This is a genomic window from Aeromicrobium sp. Leaf272, assembly GCF_001422865.1.
Classification (GTDB): domain Bacteria; phylum Actinomycetota; class Actinomycetes; order Propionibacteriales; family Nocardioidaceae; genus Aeromicrobium.
Window position 1 is genome coordinate 202,745 of the sequence record NZ_LMMY01000010.1, and the last position, 24,331, is coordinate 227,075.

The following is a 24,331-nucleotide window of genomic DNA, read 5'->3' on the forward strand; positions in this document are numbered from 1 at the left end:
CGCCCGCCGCGCCGCCTTCGCGGCCCACTCGCTCGAGCCGTGGGAGTTCGACGTGCTCTCGGCGCTGCGCCGCTCCGGCCCGCCGTACCAGCTCTCCCCGGGGCGCCTGGTCACCGAGACCCTCGTGACCAGCGGGACGATGACCAACCGCGTCGATCGGCTCACCGAGCGCGGACTCGTCTCGCGCGAGGCGGACCCGGCCGACCGGCGAGGCGTCCAGGTGACGCTCACGGCCGCCGGACGCAGCGCCGTCGACGCCGCGCTCGACGAGCTGCTGGAGCAGGAGCGGTCGCTGCTGTCGAGCCTCCCGCCCCGCGACGCCGAGGCGCTCGCCGCGTCCCTGCGCACGCTCGCCCGCCACGTCTGAGCGTCCCCGCCCGGGCGACGCCGCTCTCACGGGGCCGACGGCCGCGGGTCGCGGTCCGTCAGTCCGCGAGCTCCAGCCACCGCTCCTCGAGCCGGTCGCGGTCGGCCACGACCTCGGCGTGCTCGCTCGACAGGGCGAGCAACCGGTCGGGCTCGGCCGCGGCCTCCACCATCCGACGCTCCAGGTCGGCCTCGCGCGCGGTGAGCCGCTCGATCTGTCGCTCCAGCCGGGCGACCTCCTTGCGGTCCTGACGGTCCTGCGCCGAGCCCGCCGAACGGCTCGGTCCGGATCCGGTCGTGGACGAGTCGACGGCGCCCGAGGTCCCGCCGGCCGTGGCCGTGGCGACGGCGTCGGGACCGCCGGACGCCTCGGCTGCCTCGCGTCGGCGCAGCCGCAGGTACTCGTCGACCCCACCCGGCAGGTGACGCAGACGACCGTCGAGCACGGCGTACTGGTGGTCCGTGACGCGCTCCAGGAGGTAGCGGTCGTGGCTGACCACGAGCAGGGTCCCGGGCCACGTGTCGAGGAGGTCCTCGATCGCGGCCAGCATGTCGGTGTCCATGTCGTTCGTCGGCTCGTCGAGGATCAGCACGTTGGGCTCGTCGAGCAGCACCAGCAGCAGCTGGAGCCGTCGCCGCTGGCCACCGGAGAGGTCCTTGACCCGGTTCGACAGCTGGACGCTGGAGAAGCCGAGCCGCTCCAGCATCTGCGACGGCGTGACCTCGGCGCCCTCGGCCTGGTAGCTGGCGCGGCGCCCGGCCACGACGTCGCGGACCCGGTCGTCGGCGATCTCGTCGAGCTCGGCCAGCGACTGCGACAGCGTGGCCACCTGCACGGTCTTGCCCCGCTTGACGTGGCCGCTCGAGGGCTGCACCGTCCCGGCGACCAGGCCGAGCAGGGTGCTCTTGCCGGCGCCGTTGGCGCCCAGGATGCCCACCCGCTCACCGGGGGCGATCCGCCACTCGACCCGCTGCAGGACCTCGTGGCTGCCGTAGGCCACGGACACGTCGAGCAGGTCGACGACGTCCTTGCCCAGACGCGCGGTGGCCACCCGCTTGAGCGCCACCTCGTCGCGCACCGGAGGCTCGCGCTCGATCAGCTCGTTGGCCGCGTCGATGCGGAACTTCGGCTTCGACGTCCGCGCGGGCGCGCCGCGCCTCAGCCACGCCAGCTCCTTGCGCAGCAGGTTCTGGCGACGCGACTCCGAGGCCGCGGCCTGCCGGTCGCGCTCGACCCGTTGCAGCACGTACGCGGCGTAGCCGCCCTCGAACGGCTCGACGACCGCGTCGTGCACCTCCCACGTGTCGGTGCACACCTCGTCGAGGAACCACCGGTCGTGGGTGACCACCACGAACGCACCCTGCCCCGAGGCGAAGCGGGCGTTGAGGTGCGCCGCGAGCCAGGTGACGCCCTCCACGTCGAGGTGGTTGGTGGGCTCGTCGAGGAACAGGACGTCGTGGTCGCCCACCAGCACCGCCGCGAGCGAGACCCGTCGACGCTGACCACCGCTCAGGTCCCCCACCCGCGCGTCCCACGGGACGTCGGACAGCAGACCGTTCACGACGTCGCGCACCTTCGCGTCGCCGGCCCACTCGTGCTCGGCCGTGTCGCCCACCACCGCGTCGGACACGACCACGGCGGGGTCGAGGACGTCGGCCTGGTCCACGAAGCCGACCTGCAGGTCGCGGCGCCAGGTGATGCGTCCCTCGTCCGGCTCGAGCCGTCGCGCGAGGACCCGCATGAGCGTGGACTTGCCGTCGCCGTTGCGGCCGACGACACCCACGCGCTGGCCCTCGGCCAGGCCCAGGGTGACGTCGTCGAGCACGTCCTTGGTCGGGAACGACAGCTGGAGGCCCTCACCACCGATGAGGGGGCGGGTGGTGCCCCCGCCGCGAGTGTTGCCGCTCATCCGATGAAGCGGACGCCCGGGACCGGGCCGGTGGACTGCACGACGTCGGCGCAGCCACCGGCACCGGCGAGGGCGATCGCGATGTCGAGGCTGTGCTGCTCGTCGGAGGCGAGGAACAGGCAGGTGGGGCCGGACCCGGAGATGATCGCCCCGAGGGCCTCGGCCTGGCGCCCGACGTCGAGCGTGGCCTCCAGCTCCGGCCGCAGCGACAGCGACGCCTCGGTCAGGTCGTTGGACAGGGCCGCACCGAGCGCCTGGGCATCGCCTGAGCGGAGCGCGGCGAGGAGCGCGTCGGGCACCTCGGGCTCCGGCACGTCGCGTCCCTCGTTGAGCCGGTCGAACTCGGCGTAGACGGCCGCCGTCGACAGGCCTTCGGCCGCGACGGCGAAGACCCAGTGGTACGACCCGCGGGCGAGGACCGGGCTGACCGTCTCGCCGCGGCCACCGCCGATCGCGTTGCCACCGTGCAGCAGGAACGGGACGTCGCTGCCGAGCGACGCGGCCACCGGCTCGAGGTCGTGCCGGGAGTAGCCCAACCCCCACGCGTCGTTGCAGGCCACCAGCGCCGCCGCCGCGTCGGCCGAGCCGCCCGCCATGCCACCGGCCACCGGGATGACCTTGCGGATGGCCAGGTCGATGCCGGCCTCGATGCCGGCGTGCTCACGCAGCGCGGCAGCCGCACGGACCGCGATGTTGTCCCATCCCTCGGGCACCAGCGCGGCCTCGGCCTCGGCGTCCTCGACGTCGACCGTCGTGGTCACGGTGATCTCGTCGGAGTCGACCACGGTGGCGCGCAGCTCGTCGTGCAGGTCGACGGCCTGGTACACCGTCGCGAGCGGGTGGAAGCCGTCCTCGCGCACGGGCCCGACGCCGAGACACAGGTTGATCTTGGCGGGCACGCGCACGCTGACGGAAGTCACCGCCCCAACCTACAGACGGGCCGAGCGCGGCGCCGTGGCAACGGGCCCACCGGTCGAGGGCTCAGCCGAGGACCGTCGCGATGCGGGCGAAGTCCGTGACGTCGAGCTGCTCCCCACGTGCCTGCGGGTCGACGCCTGCGGCCCGCAGCGCCTCCTCCGCGGCCGCTCCCGAGCCGACCAGTCCCGAGAGGGCCGCGCGGAGCGTCTTGCGGCGCTGGGCGAACGCGGCGTCGACGACCCGGAAGGTCGCGCGGCGCAGGGTCTCGTCGCCGGGCGTGGGCCTGCGACGCAGGGACACGAGGGCCGAGTCGACGTTCGGGACGGGCCAGAACACCTGGCGTCCGATGGTGCCGGCCAGGGCGACGTCGCAGTACCAGGACGCCTTGACGCTCGGCACCCCGTACGTGCGGGACCCGGGGCCGGCGGCGAGCCGATGTGCCACCTCGGCCTGCACCATCACCAGCACGGACTCGATCGAGTCGAAGCGCTCGAGCAGGTGCAGCAGCACCGGCACCGACACGTTGTACGGCAGGTTGGCCACGAGCGCCGTTGGCGCCGGGCCCGGCAGCTCCTCCACGCGCATGGCGTCGGCCTGCACGAGGTGGAGCCGGTCGGCGTGGTCGAACGCGTGCTCGGCCACGGTGATCGGCAGTCGTCCTGCGAGGACCAGGTCGATCTCGACGGCCACCACCTGGCTGGCCACGCCCAGCAGCTCGAGCGTCAACGAACCCAGTCCGGGGCCGACCTCGACGACGACGTCGTCGGGACCGACCCCGGAGGTGCGGACGATGCGCCGGACGGTGTTGGCGTCGACCACGAAGTTCTGGCCACGTTGCTTCGTGGGGCGCAGGCCGATCGCGTCAGCGATCCGACGCACCTCGGTCGCGCCCAGCAACGAGGGCGGGCGCGACGACGACGGCGGGAGCGCCGGGCCGCTCAGCCGACACCGACCTTCGCGGCGCAGGACCACTGGCCCCAGCCGGACCGCTGCTGCAGGATCTTGGCGTACTTGATCTGCACCTCGCGACTGTGCTCGTGCGGCAGGCCGGGCCCGCCGACGCTGCGCCAGGTGGCCGCCGAGAACTGCAGACCGCCGTAGTAGCCGTTGCCGGTGTTGATGCTCCAGTTGCCGCCGGACTCGCACTTCGCGATGCGGTCCCACACGCTGCCGTCCTCGACGGACGGGGCCTCGGCGGTGCCACGCGCCACGACGCGCGGCGCGCCCTTCTCGAGCGTCCTCGAGGTGAGCACCAGGCGGTGGCGGACCTTGCCGTCGGCCTTCGTGAGCAGCACCTGCTGCTGGACCTCGCTGGGGCTCCCCTCCTCCAGGACCTTCTCGGTGCCCTTCTCGAGGGAGTCGTCGTCGCGGTACTCGACCTTCAGGTCGCGCTCGAGCTTCTCGGTGGTGTCGACCATCTCGATGCGCACGACCTCGACGTCGTCGCCCGGCTTCACCAGGGCGGCGCGACCGATCGCGTCGCCGGCCGTGACCTCGTCGTTCTGGTCGAGCCGCACGCCGGCCTCCTCGAGCACGCCCTCGGCCGTCGGGGCTGCGCTGGTGACCGAGCGGTCGTCACCGTCCACGGAGACCGTGAGCTTCTTGGGGTTGGACACGACGACCTGCGAGCCCGTGTCGTCGAGCCGGGTGTCGCGGTCGGCGCTGACGTCGGCTCCCGGGGCGGGGTCCACGTCGAGCTCGTCGAGGACGTCGCCGACGGTGGCGGCGTGCACGGTCTCGCGCTTCACCGTGCCGTCGACGGCCAGCACGACGTCCTTGGCGTAGCGGACCTTGATCGTGTCGCCGTCGGACACCGAGGCGGTCGGCTCGGCGTTGACCGCGGCGTCGGTGGTCCGGACGTCCTGGCTCTTCAGCAGCGACCCGACGGAGGCGCCGAACGTGCGGACGGTGTCCTTGCGGCCGTCGACGTCCAGCGTGACGGTCTTGCCGAGCGTGCCGTAGGCGGCGACACCGGCGCCGATGACGAGCAGCACGGCCAGGTTGAGCGCGATGACGACACGCTTCTTCGTCTGGCGGTGGCGACTGCGGGAGGGCGTCGCCGCGGGGGTGGCCGAGGAGCCGGTCTGGGGGGTCTGGGGGGACTTCGAGAAAGGGTGACGCACTGCTTTCCTCTGGTCGGGGACAGGGACGGCTGGAGATGGGCAGCCTCACCACCCTGCGACAGGAGGCCCGTGCCGTCAAACAGCGGAGCCGTGCTGCTGCCAGGATCCTCCGAACGCGCGGTCGGTGTTCTCGTCGATGGCCCGGCAGAGGTCGTCGACGGATCGGCCCAGGAACTCAGCCATGAAACGCACCGTCAACGGGACGAGGAACGAGGCGTTCGGGCGCCCGCGGTGCGGCATCGGTGTGAGGAACGGCGCATCGGTCTCGACGAGGATCCGATCCGTCGGCGTGATCGCGAGCGCCTCGCGCAGCGGCTCGGCGTTCTTGAACGTGACGGTGCCCGAGAACGACAGGTACGCGCCGCGGTCGAGGCACCGACGGGCGACGTCGGCGTCACCGGAGAAGCAGTGCATGACCGTGCGCTCGGGCACGCCCTCGTCGTCCAGGAGCGCGAGCACGTCGTCGTGGGCGTCGCGGTCGTGGATGACGAGCGTGCGGTCGTGGCGCTTCGCCATGGCCACGTGGGCACGGAACGAGCGGTGCTGCGCGTCGCGACCGTCGGGCCCGGTGCGGAAGTAGTCGAGCCCGGTCTCCCCCACCGCCCGCACCTGCGGGTCCTGCGCGAGCGCGTCGATCTCGGCCAGGGCCGCGTCGAGCGTGCCGTCGGCGTCGAGCAGCGGCGCCTCGTTGGGGTGCAGGGCCACGGCGGCGACGACGGCCGGGTGGGCCCGGGCCGTCTCGACCGCCCACCGGGACCCCTCGAGGTCGCAGCCGACCTGCACGATGCGGTTCACGTTGACCGCGGCAGCACGGTCGAGAGCGTCGTCGACGTCGATGACGAGGCCACCCTTGATCCGGTGGTCGAGGTGGCAGTGGTTGTCGACCACCGGCGACGGCAGCGGCTCCGGTGCGTCCGGCCAGGGCCAGCGGGCCGAGCCCGCGTCGGTCACTCGGCGTCCTCGATGCGTGGGAACAGGCTCGGGACCTTCGTGATCACCGAGCCCTCGGGCAGCCGGCCCCAGGCCGCCGCCGCGGAGATGCGCTGGTCGGCCAGCGCCCCCAGCGCCGGCTCGGCGCCCAGGGACTCCCACAGCGACGCCGACGCCTTCGGCATGACGGGGTTGAGCAGCACGGCCAGCACGCGCAGGCCCTCGGCCGCGGTGACCAGGATGGTCGCGAGCCGCTCCTTCTGCGACTCGTCCTTGGCCACCTGCCACGGCGCCTGATCGGTGAGGTAGCCGTTGAGCGCCTCGACGATCCGCCACACCTGGGCGAGGGCGTCCTGCGGGGCGATCCGGTCGATCGCGCGGTCGGCCTCGAGCACGGACTCCTCGACCAGCGCGACGAGGGCGTCCTCGGCCGGGCCGTGCGGGCCGGCGGCGGGCAGCGCGCCGTCGAAGTACTTGCCGATCATGGCGGCCACCCGCGAGGCCAGGTTGCCGAAGCCGTTGGCCAGCTCGGCGTGGTACCGGGCCCGCATGTCCTCCCAGGAGATCGAGCCGTCGGCGCCGAACGTGAGCGCCCGCGCGAAGTAGTAGCGGTAGGCGTCGGATCCGAACACGTCGACCAGCTCGTCGGGACGGATGCCGTTGGCCTTGCTCTTGCTCATCTTCTGCCCGCCGACCAGCAGCCAGCCGTGGGCGAACACGCGGTGCGGCACCGGGCGGCCTGCGGCCATGAGCATGGCCGGCCAGATGACCGCGTGGAACCGGGCGATGTCCTTGCCGACGAGGTGCACGTCGGCCGGCCAGAGCTCGCCGAAGCGCTCGTCGTCGACGCCGTAGCCCGCCGCCGTCACGTAGTTGAGGAGCGCCTCGATCCACACGTACATGACGTGCGAGTGGTCCCACGGGACCTTGATGCCCCAGTCGAACGTGGACCGGCTGATGGAGAGGTCCTTGAGCCCGCGGCGCACGAACGAGACGACCTCGTTGCGCGCCGACTCGGGCTGGATGAAGTCGGGGTTGCTCTCGTAGAGCTCGAGCAGGCGGTCGGCGTACTTGCTGAGCGGGAAGAAGTAGTTCTCCTCGGTCATGTGCTCCACCCGGGAGCCGTCGAGCGCGGAGACCTTGTGGCCCTCGTCGTCGCCCTCGCCGTCGGCGACGTCGTCCTCGGCCACGAACTCCTCCGACCCCACGGAGTACCAGCCGGTGAACTCGCCCTTGTAGACCTCGCCGCGGTCGTAGAGGTCCTGCCAGAACGCCTGCGACCCCGCCTCGTGGCGCGCCTCGCTGGTGCGGATGAAGTCGTCGTTGGCGATGTCGAGCGTCTCGAGCAGCGGCTTCCACTCCGTCTCGACCAGCCGGTCGGTCCACTCCTGCGGCGTGACGCCGTTCTGCTCGGCCTTGCGGAGCACCTTGAGGCCGTGCTCGTCGGTGCCCGTCAGGTACCAGACGTCCTCGCCACGCTGCCGGTGCCAGCGGGTGAGGATGTCGCCGATGACCGTCGTGTAGCCGTGGCCGATGTGCGGCGCGTCGTTGACGTAGTAGATCGGCGTGGTGACGTAGTAGGACACGCCACGATCCTAGTGACCGCGGCCCGGACGTCCGGCGCTGCGTCGAACAGGCGGGGGTCGTGGGGCGTCGGTCGGGGCTGGGCCGGTCGGCCGCTTGTCAGCGTGCGTGGGCGGCGTCGTAGACCACGCGCTTGCGCACGCCGGTGTCGGCGACCACCTGGGCGACGGCGTCCTTGCGGCTGAGCCCGGTGGACTCGGCGGCGGCGACCAGGGACCGGAGGGCGTCGTCGTCGAGGTCGGCGGCGACGGCCACGTGGCCGGCCACCACGAGCGTGACCTCGCCGCGGACGCCGTGCTCCTGCTCGTCGACCCAGGCCACCAGCTCGGCGAGCGTGCCACGCGCGACCTCCTCGTAGGTCTTGGTCAGCTCGCGGCACACGGCGGCGGGACGGTCGTCACCGAGGGCCGCGGCCAGGGCGGCGAGCGTGGCACGGGTGCGGTGCGGCGACTCGAAGAACACCATGGTGCGGGGCTCGGTGGAGAGTGCGGCGAAGGCGCGGTCGCGCTCGCCGGCCTTGCGCGGCGGGAACCCCTCGAAGCAGAAGCGGTCGACCGGCAGCCCGCTGACCGCGAGGGCCGTGAGCACCGCCGAGGGGCCGGGGATGGCGTGCACGTCGACGTCGGCCTCGAGCGCCGCGACCACCAGCCGGTAGCCCGGGTCGGACACGCTCGGCATGCCGGCGTCGGTCACGAGCAGCACGTCGAGCCCGTCCTGGAGGTGCTCCACCAGCTCGGGGGTGCGCTCGCGCTCGTTGCCCTCGAAGTAGGAGACGATCCGCCCACCGACCGTCGCACCGAGGTCGGCCGCGAGCCTGCGCAGACGTCGGGTGTCCTCCGCCGCCACGACGTCGGCCGACCCGAGCGCAGCGACGAGCCTCGGCGACGCGTCGTCCGCCCGCCCGATGGGAGTCGCCGCGAGGATCAGCATCCCCCCATCCTCCCACCCCCGAGCGGTGACTTCTCCACCGAATGGGGCATGCCTGCCGCGGCGGGTGCGGATTCCACCGTCTCAGCGCTGAGACGGTGGAATCCGCACCGCTCGAGCGTGTCCACAGGGGCAACGAGGACGACGACTGACGTTCTCCACAGGCTCGCCGGGGCCCCTCGCCTCCTGCCCTCCAGCCGAGTCGGATGGAGGAATGCGCCGCCCCATCCCCCTTCCGGACACCCTCGTCGGACGTGCTTTCCACCGCGACGAAGCCATGGCCGCCGGCGTCACCGCTCGCATGCTCGAGCACAGGCGCTTCGTCGAGGAGTTCCCGCGGGTCTACCGGCACCGCGACACGGTCCTCGACGCCACCGCTCTCATCGCTGCGGCTCGTCTGGCTCTTCCCGACGACGCCTGTCTCAGCCACCTGACCCGGCTGGTGCCGCTCGGACTGGAGTTCGACGACCTCGTGCCACTCCGCTTCACGCTGGCTCGCGACCACCACCTCCGGTACCAGCGGATCTTCGTCCACCGCACCTCCCGCATGCCACCCCACCGGGAGGGATCGGTCGACGTCGAGGGCGCCTTCCTGATGGCCGCGGCCGAGCTCACCCCGCTGGAGATCGTCCAGGTGGCCGACTGGCTCCTCCATCGGGGTCACCTGCGGCTCGACCTGCTCCGTGAGCTTCTGCGAGACCAGCACTGGCGCGCCGCGAGCGGTCGCGTCGAGGAGTGGCTGCCGATGGTCGACGGACGAGCAGCGAGTCTCCCGGAGAGCCACCTGCGGTGCCTCCTGGTCGCTGCCGGGCTGCCCGTCCCCGAGGTGAACGCCGACGTCCACGACCGCTGCGGTCGATTCCTCGCCCGCGGCGACCTGGTCTACCGGTCGATCCGGCTGGTCGTCGAGTTCGAAGGTCGGCAGCACGCCCTGAGCACGCAGCAGTTCCAGCGAGACATCCACCGCTACGGCGGCCTGCGCGACGGTTCCTGGCACTACGTGCAGGTGACGACGAGGATGCTGACCCAGCCGCGGACCACCGTTCTCGAGGTCCACCGCGCGATGGTGCGGGCCGGCTACGAGGGTCCCCCGCCCGTGTTCGGCGACCTGTGGGAGGCACTGACCGCCGAGCCACTGGTCCGCCTGAAGGGTTTCGACGGCATCGAGCCCGCCGAGCGGTGAGGATTCCACCGTGTCAGCGCTGAGACGGTGGAATTCTCACCGCTCGCCATCCGAACACGCCATTCGGTGGAGAAGTCACCGCTCGTGGGGGCTGGCAGGATGGGCGGGTGCGAGGGTGGGAGCGGGAGCGCGTCGTGGGGTGGGTGGGCCCGCTGTCCGTGGCGGTGCTCGCGCTGGTGCTGCGGCTGTGGCACCTCGGACGGCCCAACCTGCTGGTCTTCGACGAGACCTACTACGCCAAGGACGCGTACTCGCTGCTGCAGCACGGCTACGTGCAGGACTTCGTCGAGGACGCCAACGACAAGATCGTGGCGGGCGACCTCGCGGACCTGATGACCGGCCAACCCGCCTACATCGCCCATCCCGACGGTGGGAAGTGGCTCATCGCGCTCGGTGAGCAGCTGTTCGGCATGGACTCCTTCGGGTGGCGCGTCTCGGCCGCCGTCGTCGGTGCCCTCACCGTCCTGGTGCTGGCCCGGCTCGTGCGCCGGCTCACCGGGTCGACGTGGGTGGGCTGCCTGGCCGGGCTGCTCCTGTGCCTCGACGGCATGCACCTCGTGATGTCGCGCACCGCCCTGCTCGACGTGTTCCTCGCCTTCTGGGTGGTCGCCGCCGTGGCCTGCCTCGTCGCAGACCGCGACGCCGTCCGCGCACGGCTCGACCGCCACCGGCCCTGGCGACCCTGGCAGCTCGCCGCCGGACTGTGCTTCGGCATGGCGACGGCCACGAAGTGGAGCGGTCTCTACGCACTCGCCGCGTTCGGCCTCGTCGTCGTGGTGTGGGAGGTGCTGGCCCGACGCAGCCACGCACGTGAGACCGGGTCGTCGGGACCACGCTTCGGCTGGATCCGCACGACCCTGGTCACCGGGCTGCCGGCCTTCGTGACGATCGTCGGCGTGACCCTCGTGGTCTACCTCGTGTCGTGGACCGGGTTCCTGCTGCACCACGAGCTGTACGCCGAGCGCTACGGCCTGGGCGATCCGTCGTGGGGCACCTACGTCGCCTCGCCCACCCCCGGCGCGCTCGGCGCGGTCACCGACGCCTTCCGGTCGCTCTGGCACTTCCACGTGATGCTGTTCGACTTCCACACCGGCGACTACCTCGCGGGCAAGACGCACCCCTACGCCTCGAACCCGCTCGGCTGGCTCGTGCTCGAGCGGCCGGTGGCCTTCGACGCGCAGAACGACCTGCCCGCCGCCACCTGCGGCGCTCCGGCCGACTCGTCGTGCATGCGCGTGGTGACCGCCCTCGGGAACCCCGCCGTGTGGTGGACCGGGTCCCTCGCGGTGATCGCCTCGGTCGTGGCGTGGTTCCGGACCCGCGACGGTCGCTGGGCGGTGCCGGTGGTCGGCGTCGCCGCAGGATGGCTGCCCTGGTTCCTCAGCACCGACCGACCGATCTTCAGCTTCTACGCCGTGGTCGTGCTCCCGTTCATGATCGTCGCCGTCTGCCTGCTGGTCGACGAGGCGCGGCGCGCGGCCACCACGGCGCGTCAGCGCTACGCCGTGGGGCTGGTGGTGGGCCTGCTCGTGGTGGCCACCGTGGTCCTCTTCTGGTTCTTCCAGCCGATCTGGACCGACGCGCTGATCTCCTACGACGCCTGGTACCGCCGGATGTGGTTCAGCCGCTGGATCTAGGCCCCGGAGCCAGGAGCAGCCACCGCCGAGCCCGACGCCTCGCGCCCGGCGATGGCCAGACCCAGCATCCAGGCCACCTCGTCGGCCGCCTCGCGGGCCGGCTTCGACGGTCGCGTGATCGACGAGAGCACGAGCCGCACCACCACCTCGACGGCCACGTCGAGCTCGGCGTCGGCGAACGGCAGCGGCGAGAACTGGTCGACCAGCTCGGCCTTGACCACGGCCGACGCCGCCTCCACGATCTCGCCGGACTCGGTGGTGAGGATCGCCAGCAGGTCGCCGTCCTGCTCCGAGGGGACCGACGTGACGATCGTGCGGACGAGGACGCTGCGCTCCCCCAGCTCGAGGGCGCCCCGGCAGGCCGCCCGGACGCCGGACACGATGTCGTCGGCCTCCCGCAGGCGGTCGCGCACGACGGCGAGGAAGCGGTCCAGCTCGCGCAGCGCCAGCGCCTGCGCCAGGGCGTGCTTGGTGCCGAGCTCGTTGTGCACGGTCTGACGACTCACCCCGGCCAGCCGGGCGATCCGCGACATCGTGATCGCGCTCCACCCCTCGGACTCGACGACCTGCTGGGCCGCGTCGAGGAGGCGTTCGCGCATGGAGGGCACGACGGCACCGTACGTCGCTGCGCCAAGGTCGGCGGCGACGGTCACGCCGGTACCTCGGTGAGTGCCTCCGCGAGATCGTCGGACTCGACGAGCAGCCCGGGCTCGGGCCGCGCGCCCTCGGCGATCCACCGGCGCGCGAGCCGCACGTCGGCCGGGCGGCCGAGCGCCACGGCACCGCGCAGCACGCCGCCGTCGAGGTAGAACGCGGTGAAGTCGCGGGCCTCGAGCGAGCCGCGCAGGGCGACGTCGTGGCCAGCAGCCGGCCAGCCCGTCACCTGCAGCGTGTGCCCGTACTGGTCGGACCAGCACCACGGGACCTCGTCGAAGGCCAGGTCCTGGCCGGCCACGACCTTGCCGACCGCAGCGCCGTGGTTCTGCGCTCCCTGCCAGTGCTCCACGCGGTGCATCCCGCCGAGCACCCCGCTCGGGAGCAGGGCGACGTCGCCGGCGGCGTACACGTCGGGGGCGTTCGTGCGGCCGTGGTCGTCGACGACGATCGCACCGCCCTCGACCTCGATGCCGGCCTCGACGGCGAGCCGGCTGTTCGGCGCCATGCCGACGGCGACCACCACGACGGGCGCGGACCACGCACGGCCGTCGGCGGCGGTCACGACGGTGTGCCCGGCGGCGTCCCCGGTGCCGGCGTCGATGGAGGTGATCTCCACCCCGCAGTGCAGGTGGGTCCCCTGCTCGGCGTGGAGCGCGGCGTAGAAGTCGCCGAGCGCCGGCGGCAGCAGGTGCGACAGCGGCGACGCAGCGGCCTCGAGAAGGGTCACCTCCGCACCTCGCTCCCGTGCGCTGGCGGCGATCTCGGACCCGATCAGCCCGGCACCGACGACCACGACGGGCCGGCCGGGCCCGAGGGCGGAGACGATGCCGTCGACGTCGGCGAGGGACCGCAGCGTCCGCACGCCGGCGGCGCCCGCCTCGGTGGTGACGGCGTCGAGCGTGCGCGCCGAGCCGCCGGTGGCGAGCAGGAGGCTCCCGTAGCCGATCACCTCGCCCGAGGCCAGCGTGACCTCGTGGTCCTCCACGGAGACGGACGCGACCGCCTGGTCCGTGCGGAGGTCGATGCGCTGCTGCTCGTACCACTCCGCCTTGCGGATGCGGATGTCGTCAGCACCCTTCTCGCCCCGCACGACCTCCTTCGAGACCGGGGGCCGACGGTAGGGCAGCTCCGGCTCGTCGCCGATCAGGACGATCTCGCCCTCGAAACCGGCCAGGCGCGCTGCGCCGGCCGCGCTGACGCCCGCGATGCCGGCGCCGACGATCACGAAGCGGTCCGTGGTCACGGTCATCGACTCAGCCGACCTGCGTCATCGTGAAGTCGGCCTTGGCCGCGCCGCAGTCCGGGCAGGTCCAGTCGTCGGGGATGTCCTCCCACTTCGTGCCCGGCGGGAAGCCCTCCTCCTCCCAGCCCTGGGCCTCGTCGTAGATGAATCCGCACTGCTGGCACTCCCACACCTTCACTGCTGCGCTCCTCGCTGTGCTTGTCCCATCCGGTCTTGCTCCGCCTGCTCGCGGGCCCGTGCGGCCCGCGTCTCCGCACTGATGATGTCGCCGTCCTGGTCGTTGCCGGTGAACTCGGCCTCGGGCACGAAGTCGACCTGCTCGCGCACGCCGCAGTCGGGGCACGTCCAGTCGGCGTCGACGTCGTCGAACGCCGTGCCGGGCGGCCACCCCTCACGGGGGTCGCCGACGGTCTCGTCGTACACGTACTCGCAGTTCGGGCAGATGAAGCGGGCCATGTCAGGCGGCTCCCTCGAGATCGGTGGCGGTCGCGGAACCGTAGCGCGCCCGGTACCGGTCCGCCATGCGCGGATGCAGGTTCGCCTGGTTCACGTCGCCGTCGTAGTGCGACAGCACGCGCTCGTCCATGACCCGGCGCCACACGGCCGGGATCCACGTCGCGACGATCATGCCGGCGTACCCGGTGGGCAGCACGGGAGCCTGCTTGAAGTCGCGCAGGGCCTGGTAGCGACGCGTCGGGTTGGCGTGGTGGTCGCTGTGCCGCTGCAGGTGGTAGAGCAGCACGTTGGTGCCGATGTTGTTGCTGTTCCAGCTGTGCGACGGGTTGACCCGCTCGTAGCGGCCGGACTCCAGCTTCCGACGCTTCATGCCGTAGTGCTCGAGGAAGTTGACCGACTCGAGCAGCCAGATGCCCAGGATGGCCTGGAGCACGAGGTAGGGCAGGATCTCGGGGCCGAAGGCGACGGTCAGCGCGCCCCACAGCACCACGCTGAACGCCCAGGCGTTGATGACGTCGTTCCTCAGGCTGAACGGGCTCTTGCCGAGCCGGGCGAAGCGCTTCTTCTCCAGCGACCATGCGCTCTTCAGGCTGCCCAGGACGGTGCGCGGCATGAACTCCCAGACCGTCTCGCCCAGCCGGCTGCTGGCGGGGTCCTCGGGGGTGGCGACCCGCACGTGGTGGCCCCGGTTGTGCTCGATGTAGAAGTGGCCGTAGAAGGTCTGCGCGAGGGCGATGCGGGCGAACCAGCGCTCGTGCTCCTCCTTCTTGTGGCCCAGCTCGTGGGCGGTGTTGATCCCGATGCCGGCGACCATGCCGAGGCCCGTGGCCAGCCCGATCCTCTCGAGGACGCTCAGCGGGTCGGGGATGCCGGGCAGCGTGCCGCCGCCGAGCAGGTAGGCGCCCCAGATGAAGCCGACGAGCTGGAGCGGGATGAACGCGTAGGTGACCCAGCGGTAGTAGCGGTCCTCCTCCAGCGCCTCGATGAGCTCGTCCGGCGGGTTGTTCGGGTCGAGCCCGGCCATCAGGTCGAAGAGCGGGATGAGGACGAACACGAAGAACGGTCCGAAGAACCACACGCCGCTCCACCCGGTGGCGGCGTACATGCCCCACATGGTGAGCGGGATGAGCGGGATGATCGCGCCCATGATCCACAGATGGCGCTTCCTGTCGTTCCACTCGACGGTGCGGCCGTCGACGGTGGCCGAGATCGTCATGATGTACCTCCTGCTGCCGGTCGCGACGCTGCGGGGTGCGGCGCGGATCACTTGACAGAAAGGTACTAACTGTCAAGCCGCTTGACAACCCCTTAGCTCTTGTCAAGTGGTGGGCGTCACATCTCGCCGGTGGACGCGCCCCGACGACAAGCGGGGAGATCAGAGCGAGCCGCCCCCGACGGGAGTCGGGGACGGCCCGCTGAGGCCCCGGACCGGGGCAACAGGGAAACCGCGGTCCGGGGAGCTTGTGGGCCGGCGGGAGCCGGCGTGTTCAGTTGTGATCCGAGTGGTCAGTTGACGGCGTAGGCGTAGACGATGGCCGGGCCCAGCACGATCGCGAACAGCACCGGCAGGATGCAGGTCATGAGCGGGATCAGGATCTTGACCGGGACCTGCTGCGCCTTGGCCTCCGCCCGACGGCGCCGGCTCAGCCGCATCTCCTTGGCCTGGCTGCGCACGACGCTCGCGATCGAGACGCCGAACTCCTCGGCCTGCACCACGGCCTTGCAGAAGGCGCGCAGCTCGTCGACCGACGTCCGGTCGGCGAGCGACAGGTAGGCCTCCTTGCGCGACATGCCCAGGCTCATGTCCTGCATCAGCCGCACGAGCTCGTCGTTGAGCGGACCACTGCCGCGCTCGCCGGCCTTGGCCAGCGCCGCCTCGAAGCCGACGCCGGCCTCGAGCGAGATGACGATCTGGTCGAGCAGGTCGGGCAGGGCCTTCTGGATGTCCTCCTGGCGCTTGACCGCGTAGTTGTACACGAGCAGGTCCGGGACGAAGTAGCACAGAACCACGGACCCGGCCGCCGCCAGCGGCATCAGCGGGTGGTCGAACCGGCTCAGGAGCATCGACCCGAAGAGCAGCCCGAAGAGCGCGCCGGCGGGCTTCATGAGCACCACCCGCTCACGCGTCCACCCCTCGGGGTGGCCGGCCAGCACCATATTGCGCTCGAGCCGCTTGAGCAGGGTGCTCGGCGTGAAGCGCTCCCACAGGTCGGCGCGCGTCTCGTCGACCTTCTGCACGCCGCTGTCGGCCACGCTGTCGGGGACGCGGGTCATGGTCTTGACCCGCTTGCGGACGGCTCCGCCTCCGGGCGCGGCCACCACGCCGGCGCCGACGAGGGCCAGCCCGAGGGCCATGAGCAGGAGCAGTGCTGCGAGCAGGACCATGTCAGAACTCGATCCGCACGATGGACCGCATCCAGAAGCCACCCAGCACGTACATGACGCCGCAGCCGAGCATGATGAGCTTGCCGATGCCCGAGTCGATGAAGACCCCCATGCGGTCGGCCGCGACCATCGAGTAGTAGATCCCGATGCCGATCGGCAGGGCCATCAGCACGTAGGCCGAGATCCGGCCCTCGGCCGACAGCGCCATCACCTGCTCGCGGATGTGGTGCCGCTCGCGGATGGTCTCGGCCACCTGGTCGAGGATCTCGTTCAGGTTGCCGCCGGTCTCGCGCTGGGCCTCGATGGCCTGGGCGATCCAGCGGAAGTCGTCGGACTCCATCCGGTCGGCGACCTGCTCCATCGCGTCCACCAGGTCACGGCCGATGCGGTACTCGTTGACGACCCGCGTCAGCTCCTCGGCCATCGGCGAGTCCGCGTCGCGCGACGCCGCGTCCATGGCCGTGGGCAGGCTCTGGCCGGCCCGCAGCGAGGACGCCATCATCTGCAGCAGCGAGCCGAGCTGTCCGGCGAACCGCTTGCGTCGCCGACCCACCTTGGCGCGCACCACCACCTTGGCCACGACGGGCACCAGCAGCGAGGCCACGAAGGAGAGCAGCACCGGCTGCTGCAGGGCCACCAGCCCGAAGAAGGTCCCTCCACCGAGGGCGAGGACGAGCACGACGAGCGCGGCGACCGACGACCTCATGCCGGCCAGCTCGAGCTCGTCGGAGGTGAACGGCCGCCAGCCTCGACGGCTCAGCACCCCTTCCACCGTCGAGACGGCACCGTCGTTCATCCGCCTGAGCAGCGGCTTGCGCTCGAGCACGGCGTACTGGGCCACCCGGCCACGCGTGCCTCGCGTCTCCGGCATCCCGACCACGGCCAGGTAGCCGCAGAAGACCGCGGCGAGCACGAGGACCGCTCCGATGATCAGCATCGGGTCACCCCACCCTCGCCTGACGGACCAGGTTCTCCAGGTCGAACGCGATGCCGTGGTCCTCGAAGCGCTCGCTGAACCGTGGCCGGATCCCGGTCGGGATGGCGTGGCCTCGGAACTTCCCGTGCTCGTCGACCCCGGCGGCGAAGTCGAACGTGAACACGTCCTGCAGCACGACGGTGTCACCCTCCATGCCGAGCACCTCGGTCACGTTCACGACGCGGCGCGTCCCGTCGCGCAGTCGTTGGATCTGCACGATGAGGTCGACCGCGCTGGCGGCCTGCTCGCGGATCGCCCGCAGGGGCAGGTCCATGCCCGCCATGAGCACCAGCGTCTCGAGCCGCGACATGGCGTCGCGGGGCGAGTTGGCGTGCAGCGTGGAGAGGGAGCCGTCGTGGCCCGTGTTCATGGCCTGGAGCATGTCGAGCGCCTCGCCGCCACGACACTCGCCGACGACGATGCGGTCCGGACGCATGCGCAGCGAGTTGCGCACCAGGTCACGGATCGTCACCTCGCCGCTGCCCTCGATGTTGGCCGGCCGCGCCTCCATGCGCACCACGTGCGGCTGCTGGAGGTTGAGCTCGACGGCGTCCTCGATCGTGACGATCCGCTCCCCCGCCGGGATGAACCGGCTGAGGACGTTCAGCAGCGTCGTCTTGCCGGTGCCGGTGCCGCCGCTGACCAGGATGTTGAGCTTGGCCTGCACGCAGGCGTGCAGGAGCTGGGCCATCTGCTCGGTCATGCTGCCGAAGCCGATGAGGTCGCTGACCGTGAACGGGTCCTTGCTGAACTTGCGGATCGTCAGCGACGAGCCGTCGACGGCCAGCGGCGGGATGACGGCGTTCACGCGGGACCCGTCCGAGAGCCGCGCGTCCACGAGCGGCGACGACTCGTCGATGCGCCGACCGACCTTGCTGACGATGCGCTCGATCACGCGACGCAGGTGCTCCTCGGAGGCGAAGCGGGTGGCGACCTGGGTCAGCCGGCCGCGACGCTCCACGTACACCTGGTCGAAGCGGTTGACCATGATCTCGGTGATGGACTCGTCCTCGAGCATGCGCTCCAGCGGTCCGAGCCCGATCGCGTCGTCCTCGACGTCGCGGACCAGCCGACGTCGCTCGTCGGAGCTCAGCAGCAGCTGCTGGTCACCCTCGATGACGGCGGTGAGCTCCTCGCGCACGAAGGTGTGCAGCTGCTCCTCGGTCAGGCTCGGGTCGTTGATGCGCGCCCCGATCCGGTCGAGCAGCGCCTCGGACGCGCGGGCCTTCATGGTCGCGTAGGCGTCACCGAGAGCACCGGTGGCCTCGACCTCCTCCAGCTCCTCCTCGACCACGGACGAGGAGAAGGTGCTCGTCTCGCGCGCACTCGCGAGGCGGTCGCTCAGCCGCATGGTCACGCCACCTCCAGCCGCTTGTGGCCCTGCTTGCCCTCGGTGGCGCGCGCACGGTCGTAGATCTTCTTCGACAGCGACTTGACCGCCTTGGCGAAGGGGTTCGACTTGCTGGTGACGACGAGTGGCACGCCCTTGTTCGACGCGACCGGCACCTCCTTGGCGCGCGGCAGCACCAGGTCGACCGGCACACCGAGCAGCGCCTCCACGTCCTTGACCTTCAGGCCCGACTGCTTGTCGGCGAAGTTGAGCACGACGTGGCGCGACGGCGGCATCAGCGACAGCTCGCCCAGCAGCTCGATCTCCTTGCGGACGCTGCGCAGGCACGCGATGTCCATCGTCGAGACGAGGATCGCGTCGTCGCTCGCCTCGAGGGCTCCGAGGGTCGCCTCCTCGAGTCCGGCGGCCGTGTCCAGGACCACGTAGCGGAACTGCTCCTGCAGCTGTCGCACGAGCGCGCTCACCTGCTCCGCCGTGACGTGGTCGTTCGCGGCCGGGCTCTCGGCGCCGCAGAGGACGAAGAAGCCGGCGTCGTGCACCGTCAGGTACGTCTTGAGCAGCAGGCTGTCGTGCGCTCCGGGACCGAAGGCGTCCTCGAGCGTGTGCGACGGGCGAAGGTCCAGCACCGTCGAGACGTCGCCGAACTGCAGGTCCAGGTCGACCAGCACGACCTCCATCGGCGACTGCTGCGCGAGCGACACCGCGAGGTTCGTCGAGATGCTGGTCTTGCCCACCCCGCCCTTCGGCGACAGCACCGTCATGGTGCGGGACCGGAAGTCGACGGGCATGGTCTTGGGGGCCAGCTTGAGCGGGTCTCCCGACGACGTCGGCGCGCGCGCGTCGAGCCGCGCCCGCAGTCCGGCCAGCAGGCTCGGGTCGTCGATGCTCGGAGCCACGTCGCGGATGCCCGACCGCATCGCCTCGAGCATGATCTCCTTCTCGGTCGCCGCGACCAGCACCAGGTCGACGTCGGGCCGGACGGCCGCGACCTCGCGCGCCAGGGCCATCGACGCAGCGAGCGGCACCGCGGACGTGAGGACCATGGCGTCGGGGATGACGGTGGGGTCGAGGCCGCGCAGGAAGCTCGTGGAGTCCCCCTGCAACGCGTCGGCACCGAGCGTCACGCACTGGTGGCCGATGGTGGCCTCCACCCGGGCGGCGAGCTCGTCGTCGCCGCCGACGATCAGGACGAGGCTCATCGGTCCAGCACCTCGTCGGACGTGACGACGCCACCGCCACCGGTGTCGGTGTCCTCGTTCTGCTTGGTGATCCAGACCTTGCCGAACTCCATGGCGTTGACGATCTTCGTGACGTCGGCGGTCTTGACCGCGACCGTCACGGTGGCGCCGGCCGTGCTCTGGCCGTCGCCTACCCCGGCGTCGACCTTGAGCACCGGCACGCCGTCGACCGCCATGGCGCTGCTCCCGCTGTAGCTGGCGACCACGCCGACCGTGTCGCCGGCCGCCAGGGCCCCACCGACGATCCGCTGGCCCTCGAGCAGAATCGACAGCTCCTGCATGCCCTTGGGCACGGCGGCGTCACCCTTGACGTCGCCGGCCTCGGCGAACTTGGCGGGGGTCAGCTGGTCCCCGGGCACGAGCACGCCACGCGTGACCAGACCCTCGAGCTCGGACAGGTCGGTGACGGCACCGGGCACGACGGCTGCCTTGGGCAGCTCGACGGCCTCGACGCTCGCACTCAGCTCGGAGGACGGCGTCTTGGTCGCCACCTCCTGGGTGACCCGCAGCACCGTGGTGCGCTCGGTCCCCTCGAAGGCCCGGTCGTCGGCACCCTTCGCGTAGGCGAAGAGGGCAGCGAACCCGAGCACGGCCAGCAGCACGGCTGCACCGATGGCCAGAAGTTGCTTGTTCACGAAGATCTCCCTGTTCTCGTGAAGCGCACGGTCCATGACCCCGGACCGCGAGGGGTGGTGGGGACGCCAGACAGGACGCCCCGAGATGCCTGTGCACCCCGTCGCGGGACCGTCCCTCACCCTGTTGCTTGCTGTGCCGCCCTCCGGGCTCCCTCTCCGGTGGGTGGCGAGAGTCGACGCTGAGGCCTCAGTTCCTCAGGGCCGCTCGTGACGATCGAGCAGACGGTGCCGCGAGCCCGAGCTCGCGGCACCGTCCCAGGTTCTCGATCAGCCGCCGGCCTGGCCGTCGATGGCCGTCTCGACACCGGTGAAGGCGTCACGGACGTCGCCGCCCAGGAACCCGATCACGACGATCAGGACGGCGGCGATGAGTGCCACGAGCAGGCCGTACTCGACGGCGGTGGCGCCCTTCTCGTCGCGGCGGTCCTTGAGGCCGGCGACGAAGGCGAGGACGGTGCTGAATGCGTGCATGGTGTTCTCCCTCAGAATGGTGAGCCGCCGGTGACCGACTGCTCCGCCACCCCTGTTGGTGGCGCTCCCTGAGAAGAAGGTAAGGCCTAAAGTCCCGGGCCGTCCTGGAAGTTACGGGCCATCTTTTCCTGGTCACAACGAACTATGGACGAAACCGTGTGAAGCACTCCGGTTCGATGGGGCACCACCGCACCACACACACGACATGGCGTGGTCCGAGCCGGTGCGTTTCCTCATTTTCCAGTGTTTTTCGACGGCGCGCCGGACCCCTCGCCGAACGACGGCGGCGCGACACCTTCTGCGCCCGCCCGCCATCACCCACGGCCGGTCGACCCTCGGCGACTCGAAGGACTAGTCCGGTCGGTCCGCCGATCCGACCCTGTCGGGACCGCGGAAGGGTCCGCCAGGGACCTTCGCCATGTCCGCACCCCCCCGATCTCGACGGTGAGACGATGTGGCGTCCACCGACACGTACCGGTTGTGACCACCCGCCAGGAGGCCCCCGTGAGCAGGCCCCGCACGTCCGAGACCGGCGACGACGCCGACACGGACGGCGGCCTGCTCCAGCGGGCGAGCACCGGTGACCGCGACGCGTTCGGCGAGCTCTACGACCGGCATGTCCGGGCCGTCTACTGGCAGGCCTTCCGCGTCCTGCGCGACGCCGACGCGGCCGAGGACGCCACCCAGGAGACCTTCGTGGTCGCGTGGCGTCGCTCGCGCACGATCCGGCTGGTGGACGGTTCCGTGCTGCCGTGGCTGCTCGTGACCGCCCGGCAGGTGGCCCTGAACGCGGCCCGCAAGGCGGCGCGACGCCGCACTGCGGAGCTCGACGAGGACCTCCCCGCCCGGGACGACGTCGAGTCGACGGTGGAGGCCGAGCTGGCTCGGGTCGAGATCGACGCCGCGGTCGCGGCCCTCGGCGAGCTGGACCAGCGGCTGTACGCCCTGTGCATCGACGGTGACCACAGCTACGAGCAGGCGGCGCGTGAGCTCGGCGTGACCCACGCCGTGGTCCGCAACCGTCTGCACCGACTGCGCGGCCGGCTCCGCGCCGACCTGCGCGCGATGAGGGAGACGTCATGACCGGACGTGGGAACGAGGAGCTGGACGGCCTCGGCGACGAGCGGATCAGCCGGATGCGCCAGGGCGTGATGCACCAGGTGGACGCCGACGTGACGCGTCGCGGCCGTCGCGCCCGGCGCGTGGTGGGGGGCGCGGCCGCCGCGTGCGTGGTCGTCGTCATCGGCGGCCTCGGGACCAGCCTCCTCGTCGCACCCGACGACGGGGGTGACGCGGCCGGCGCCGACAGCAGCGCCGACGTCGCCGCTGCACCCCAGCAGCCCGAGGACGCCGCGGGAGGCCTCCGCACCGAGGTGGACACCGACGAAGCCACGGCACAGGAGCTGCCCGACGTCGAGCAGTCCGAGCGCCAGGTCGTCACGACCGGCAGCGCCACCGTGCGTGTCTCGGCGCCGGCGGAGGTGGCGGACGCCCTGGCTGCCTGGGTCGATCGAGCCGGAGGACGCATCGACCAGCGGGCCGAGTACACGAGCGACGAGTCCGGCACGCGCGGGCGGGTGACGTCGGCGTCCCTCGTGGTGCGGGTCCCGGCCGACGCCGTCGACCGCACGGTGGCGCAGCTGCGCACCTACGGCACCGTCACCGGGCTCGACGTCGCGCGCGAGGACGTGACCGACCGCGTGGCCGATCTCGACGCCCGCATCCGCAGCCTCACCACGTCGGTCGATCGTCTGCTCGAGATCCTCACCGACGCGGACGACGCAGAGGCGCTGCTGGCCGTCGAGCGGGCGCTGTCGGAGCGCCAGGCGGACCTGGAGTCGCTCCAGGCCCAGCGGCGCGCGGTGCGCGACCAGGTCGACCTCTCGACCCTGTCGGTTGAGCTCGTCACCCGCGACGGCGCCGAGTCGGTCGACCCCGGCGGCTTCGTCGGCGGCCTGCAGTCGGGCTGGAACGCGTTGGTCGCCGTCGTCAACGCCGGCGTCGAGGCGCTCGGGGCCGTGCTCCCCTGGCTCGGCGTCGCGCTGCTGGGGTGGCTGCTCTGGCGCCTGGTCGGCTGGCTGCGCCGCAGGCGTTGACCGCTGTCAGGCCCGTTCGAACCAAGTGACCAGAGCCCCGTCGTCGAACGCGACCGAGTCCGTGGGGCGGAACGCCGCCGGCCGGAAGGGGCCGTCGACCACGGGCCGCCCGGACCCGGCCACGACCGGGTACCGCTTGAGGACGATCTCGTCGATCTCCGGCAGCAGGCTCCCGGCGAGCCGCCCGCCCCCGCACAGCCAGATGTCCTGCCCGTCCTGCGACTTCAGCTCCCGGACCCGCTCGACGACGTCGCCGCGGACGACCTCGAGGGCGGGATCGGGCGCCTCGAGCGTCGAGGAGACCACGACCTCGCGCAGGTGCGGGTAGGGACGGGTGATGCCCACGTCCAGGGCCGGCCGATAGGTCCCGAGTCCCATCAGCAGCGTGTCGAAGTGCTGGTTCGGCGCGTCGGCGAGCCCCAGCGACTCGCGGAACGCGTGCGGCAGGGTCTCGGGGTACTGCTCGCAGATCCAGGTGAGCATCTTCTCCGAGAGGGCGAAGAAGTCGACCTCGTGCTCCGGTCCGGCGATGTAGCCGTCGAGCGACGTGCCGACGTAGTAGACGAGCTTCCGCATGGGGTCCCCCTGAGTACTCTGTTCGTAGTGGTTCAACGGTAGCACTACGACTGGAGTGGTCCCACGTGGCACGATCCAACCCGGCTCGACGGGCTGCGCTCCTCGACGCCGCGATCCAGACGCTCGCTGCCGAGGGAGCACGTGGCCTGACGTTCCGAGCGGTCGACGCCGGCGCCGACGCTCCGGCCGGGACGGCGTCGAACTACTTCCGCAACCGCGACGACCTGCTCACCCAGGCCGGGGAGCGCGTCTACGAGCGGCTCCTCGACGGCGCGAGCCAGGTGGTGGTGCCCGCCGATGCTCCCCGCGACCGCGACCTGCTGGTCCGGCTGATGGTCGACACCGTGCGCCGGATCGTGGACTACCGCACCGGCTTCCTCGCCCTGCTCGAGCTTCGGCTCGAGGCCACCCGGCGCGAAGGCGTCCGCGACGTGCTGACCGATCGCGTACGGGCCGACCTGCTGAGCAACATCAGCACCCACGAGCAGTGGCACATGCCGGGCGACGCCGTCACCGTGCGTCTGCTCTACCAGGCCCTCAACTGGCTGGTGGTCGATGCGCTCACCCTCCCCGGCCTCGTCGACGACGCCGAGCTCGACGCCTACGTGGCCGAGACCGTCGAACGACTCGTGCCGTCCGACCGGCCCGGTCCCCTACCCGCCTGACGCG

At 71.6% G+C, this 24,331-nt stretch carries 25 protein-coding genes; 6 read left to right on the forward strand and 19 right to left on the reverse strand.

Features of this window, described 5'->3' with window-relative positions; translation table 11 throughout:
• Positions 1-367 (forward strand): MarR family winged helix-turn-helix transcriptional regulator (locus ASF38_RS06215; RefSeq protein WP_156366831.1); only part of this gene is annotated, 367 nt, incomplete at its 5' end.
• A gap of 58 nt (positions 368-425) precedes the next feature.
• Here the strand turns inward: ASF38_RS06215 and ASF38_RS06220 are convergent.
• The 7 genes from ASF38_RS06220 to rsmI all read right to left on the reverse strand — a co-directional run bounded on the left by ASF38_RS06220 (position 426) and on the right by rsmI (position 8,761).
• A complete protein-coding gene (locus tag ASF38_RS06220) occupies positions 426-2,276 on the reverse strand; it encodes an ABC-F family ATP-binding cassette domain-containing protein (protein WP_056574449.1) in 1,851 nt (616 codons plus the stop codon).
• Positions 2,273-3,196, reverse strand: a complete 924-nt coding sequence (locus ASF38_RS06225) for a 4-(cytidine 5'-diphospho)-2-C-methyl-D-erythritol kinase (protein ID WP_056574451.1) — start codon at positions 3,194-3,196, stop codon at positions 2,273-2,275. Before ASF38_RS06225 ends, ASF38_RS06220 begins: the two co-directional genes overlap by 4 nt.
• A 61-nt stretch (positions 3,197-3,257) precedes the next feature.
• A complete protein-coding gene (gene rsmA / locus ASF38_RS06230; protein ID WP_369815173.1) occupies positions 3,258-4,073 on the reverse strand; it encodes a 16S rRNA (adenine(1518)-N(6)/adenine(1519)-N(6))-dimethyltransferase RsmA in 816 nt (271 codons plus the stop codon).
• Between the two features lie 59 nt (positions 4,074-4,132).
• The gene (locus tag ASF38_RS19060) at positions 4,133-5,317 is read right to left on the reverse strand and encodes a resuscitation-promoting factor (RefSeq protein WP_055969010.1); all 1,185 of its coding nucleotides are present in this window, start codon (positions 5,315-5,317) and stop codon (positions 4,133-4,135) included.
• Between the two features lie 75 nt (positions 5,318-5,392).
• A complete protein-coding gene (locus tag ASF38_RS06240) occupies positions 5,393-6,268 on the reverse strand; it encodes a TatD family hydrolase (protein WP_055969013.1) in 876 nt (291 codons plus the stop codon).
• On the reverse strand, positions 6,265-7,833 hold the full coding sequence (gene metG, locus ASF38_RS06245; protein WP_056574453.1) for a methionine--tRNA ligase: 1,569 nt from the start codon (positions 7,831-7,833) through the stop codon (positions 6,265-6,267). The genes ASF38_RS06240 and metG overlap by 4 nt, the downstream gene beginning before the upstream one ends.
• 97 nt (positions 7,834-7,930) lie before the next feature.
• The gene (rsmI, locus tag ASF38_RS06250; RefSeq protein ID WP_056574456.1) at positions 7,931-8,761 is read right to left on the reverse strand and encodes a 16S rRNA (cytidine(1402)-2'-O)-methyltransferase; all 831 of its coding nucleotides are present in this window, start codon (positions 8,759-8,761) and stop codon (positions 7,931-7,933) included.
• A 211-nt stretch (positions 8,762-8,972) separates the two neighbouring features.
• Here rsmI and ASF38_RS06255 point away from each other — a divergent pair, with 211 nt between their 5' ends.
• Both ASF38_RS06255 and ASF38_RS06260 read left to right on the forward strand, forming a co-directional pair.
• Entirely contained in the window at positions 8,973-9,941 is a 969-nt protein-coding gene (locus tag ASF38_RS06255) for a hypothetical protein (RefSeq protein ID WP_056574459.1), read from the forward strand.
• A gap of 107 nt (positions 9,942-10,048) precedes the next feature.
• Positions 10,049-11,578: a dolichyl-phosphate-mannose--protein mannosyltransferase gene (locus ASF38_RS06260; protein WP_056552465.1), complete on the forward strand. Its 1,530-nt coding sequence runs from the start codon at positions 10,049-10,051 to the stop codon at positions 11,576-11,578.
• Here ASF38_RS06260 and ASF38_RS06265 read toward each other — a convergent pair.
• The 11 genes from ASF38_RS06265 to ASF38_RS06315 all read right to left on the reverse strand — a co-directional run bounded on the left by ASF38_RS06265 (position 11,575) and on the right by ASF38_RS06315 (position 20,990).
• Complete coding sequence (locus tag ASF38_RS06265) at positions 11,575-12,177, reverse strand: TetR/AcrR family transcriptional regulator (RefSeq protein WP_235497463.1); 603 nt, start codon at positions 12,175-12,177, stop codon at positions 11,575-11,577. The two genes, ASF38_RS06260 and ASF38_RS06265, sit on opposite strands and share 4 nt — an antisense overlap.
• A 50-nt stretch (positions 12,178-12,227) precedes the next feature.
• A complete protein-coding gene (locus ASF38_RS06270; protein ID WP_056574463.1) occupies positions 12,228-13,484 on the reverse strand; it encodes an NAD(P)/FAD-dependent oxidoreductase in 1,257 nt (418 codons plus the stop codon).
• A 4-nt stretch (positions 13,485-13,488) separates the two neighbouring features.
• On the reverse strand, positions 13,489-13,656 hold the full coding sequence (locus tag ASF38_RS06275; protein WP_055969034.1) for a rubredoxin: 168 nt from the start codon (positions 13,654-13,656) through the stop codon (positions 13,489-13,491).
• Positions 13,653-13,934 carry a rubredoxin gene (locus tag ASF38_RS19685; protein ID WP_082480484.1) on the reverse strand — a complete coding sequence of 94 codons (282 nt, stop codon included), beginning with the start codon at positions 13,932-13,934 and terminating at the stop codon, positions 13,653-13,655. The genes ASF38_RS06275 and ASF38_RS19685 overlap by 4 nt, the downstream gene beginning before the upstream one ends.
• 1 nt (position 13,935) lies before the next feature.
• Positions 13,936-15,150 carry an alkane 1-monooxygenase gene (locus ASF38_RS06285; RefSeq protein WP_055969037.1) on the reverse strand — a complete coding sequence of 405 codons (1,215 nt, stop codon included), beginning with the start codon at positions 15,148-15,150 and terminating at the stop codon, positions 13,936-13,938.
• A 290-nt stretch (positions 15,151-15,440) separates the two neighbouring features.
• On the reverse strand, positions 15,441-16,319 hold the full coding sequence (locus ASF38_RS06290; protein ID WP_055969040.1) for a type II secretion system F family protein: 879 nt from the start codon (positions 16,317-16,319) through the stop codon (positions 15,441-15,443).
• Between the two features lies 1 nt (position 16,320).
• Positions 16,321-17,256 (reverse strand): type II secretion system F family protein, encoded by a 936-nt coding sequence (locus ASF38_RS06295; RefSeq protein ID WP_055969042.1) that lies wholly within the window; start codon positions 17,254-17,256, stop codon positions 16,321-16,323.
• Positions 17,257-17,260: 4 nt separating this feature from the next.
• A complete protein-coding gene (locus tag ASF38_RS06300) occupies positions 17,261-18,646 on the reverse strand; it encodes a CpaF family protein (RefSeq protein WP_055970252.1) in 1,386 nt (461 codons plus the stop codon).
• A 2-nt stretch (positions 18,647-18,648) separates the two neighbouring features.
• Positions 18,649-19,845: a P-loop NTPase gene (locus ASF38_RS06305; RefSeq protein ID WP_055969046.1), complete on the reverse strand. Its 1,197-nt coding sequence runs from the start codon at positions 19,843-19,845 to the stop codon at positions 18,649-18,651.
• Positions 19,842-20,519 carry a Flp pilus assembly protein CpaB gene (locus ASF38_RS06310; RefSeq protein WP_156364662.1) on the reverse strand — a complete coding sequence of 226 codons (678 nt, stop codon included), beginning with the start codon at positions 20,517-20,519 and terminating at the stop codon, positions 19,842-19,844. Before ASF38_RS06310 ends, ASF38_RS06305 begins: the two co-directional genes overlap by 4 nt.
• Before the next feature lie 267 nt (positions 20,520-20,786).
• On the reverse strand, positions 20,787-20,990 hold the full coding sequence (locus ASF38_RS06315; protein ID WP_055969052.1) for a Flp family type IVb pilin: 204 nt from the start codon (positions 20,988-20,990) through the stop codon (positions 20,787-20,789).
• 504 nt (positions 20,991-21,494) lie between these two features.
• On the opposite strand from ASF38_RS06315, the gene ASF38_RS06320 reads away from it, so the two are divergent.
• Complete coding sequence (locus ASF38_RS06320) at positions 21,495-22,073, forward strand: RNA polymerase sigma factor (protein WP_056552971.1); 579 nt, start codon at positions 21,495-21,497, stop codon at positions 22,071-22,073.
• Positions 22,070-23,086 carry a DUF4349 domain-containing protein gene (locus ASF38_RS06325; RefSeq protein WP_056574466.1) on the forward strand — a complete coding sequence of 339 codons (1,017 nt, stop codon included), beginning with the start codon at positions 22,070-22,072 and terminating at the stop codon, positions 23,084-23,086. The genes ASF38_RS06320 and ASF38_RS06325 overlap by 4 nt, the downstream gene beginning before the upstream one ends.
• 6 nt (positions 23,087-23,092) lie before the next feature.
• Here the strand turns inward: ASF38_RS06325 and ASF38_RS06330 are convergent, their stop codons facing one another.
• Positions 23,093-23,662: a dihydrofolate reductase family protein gene (locus ASF38_RS06330; protein ID WP_056574469.1), complete on the reverse strand. Its 570-nt coding sequence runs from the start codon at positions 23,660-23,662 to the stop codon at positions 23,093-23,095.
• 65 nt (positions 23,663-23,727) lie between these two features.
• Here ASF38_RS06330 and ASF38_RS06335 point away from each other — a divergent pair, with 65 nt between their 5' ends.
• Positions 23,728-24,327: a TetR/AcrR family transcriptional regulator gene (locus tag ASF38_RS06335; RefSeq protein WP_055969061.1), complete on the forward strand. Its 600-nt coding sequence runs from the start codon at positions 23,728-23,730 to the stop codon at positions 24,325-24,327.
• The last annotated feature ends 4 nt before the right edge of the window (positions 24,328-24,331 follow it).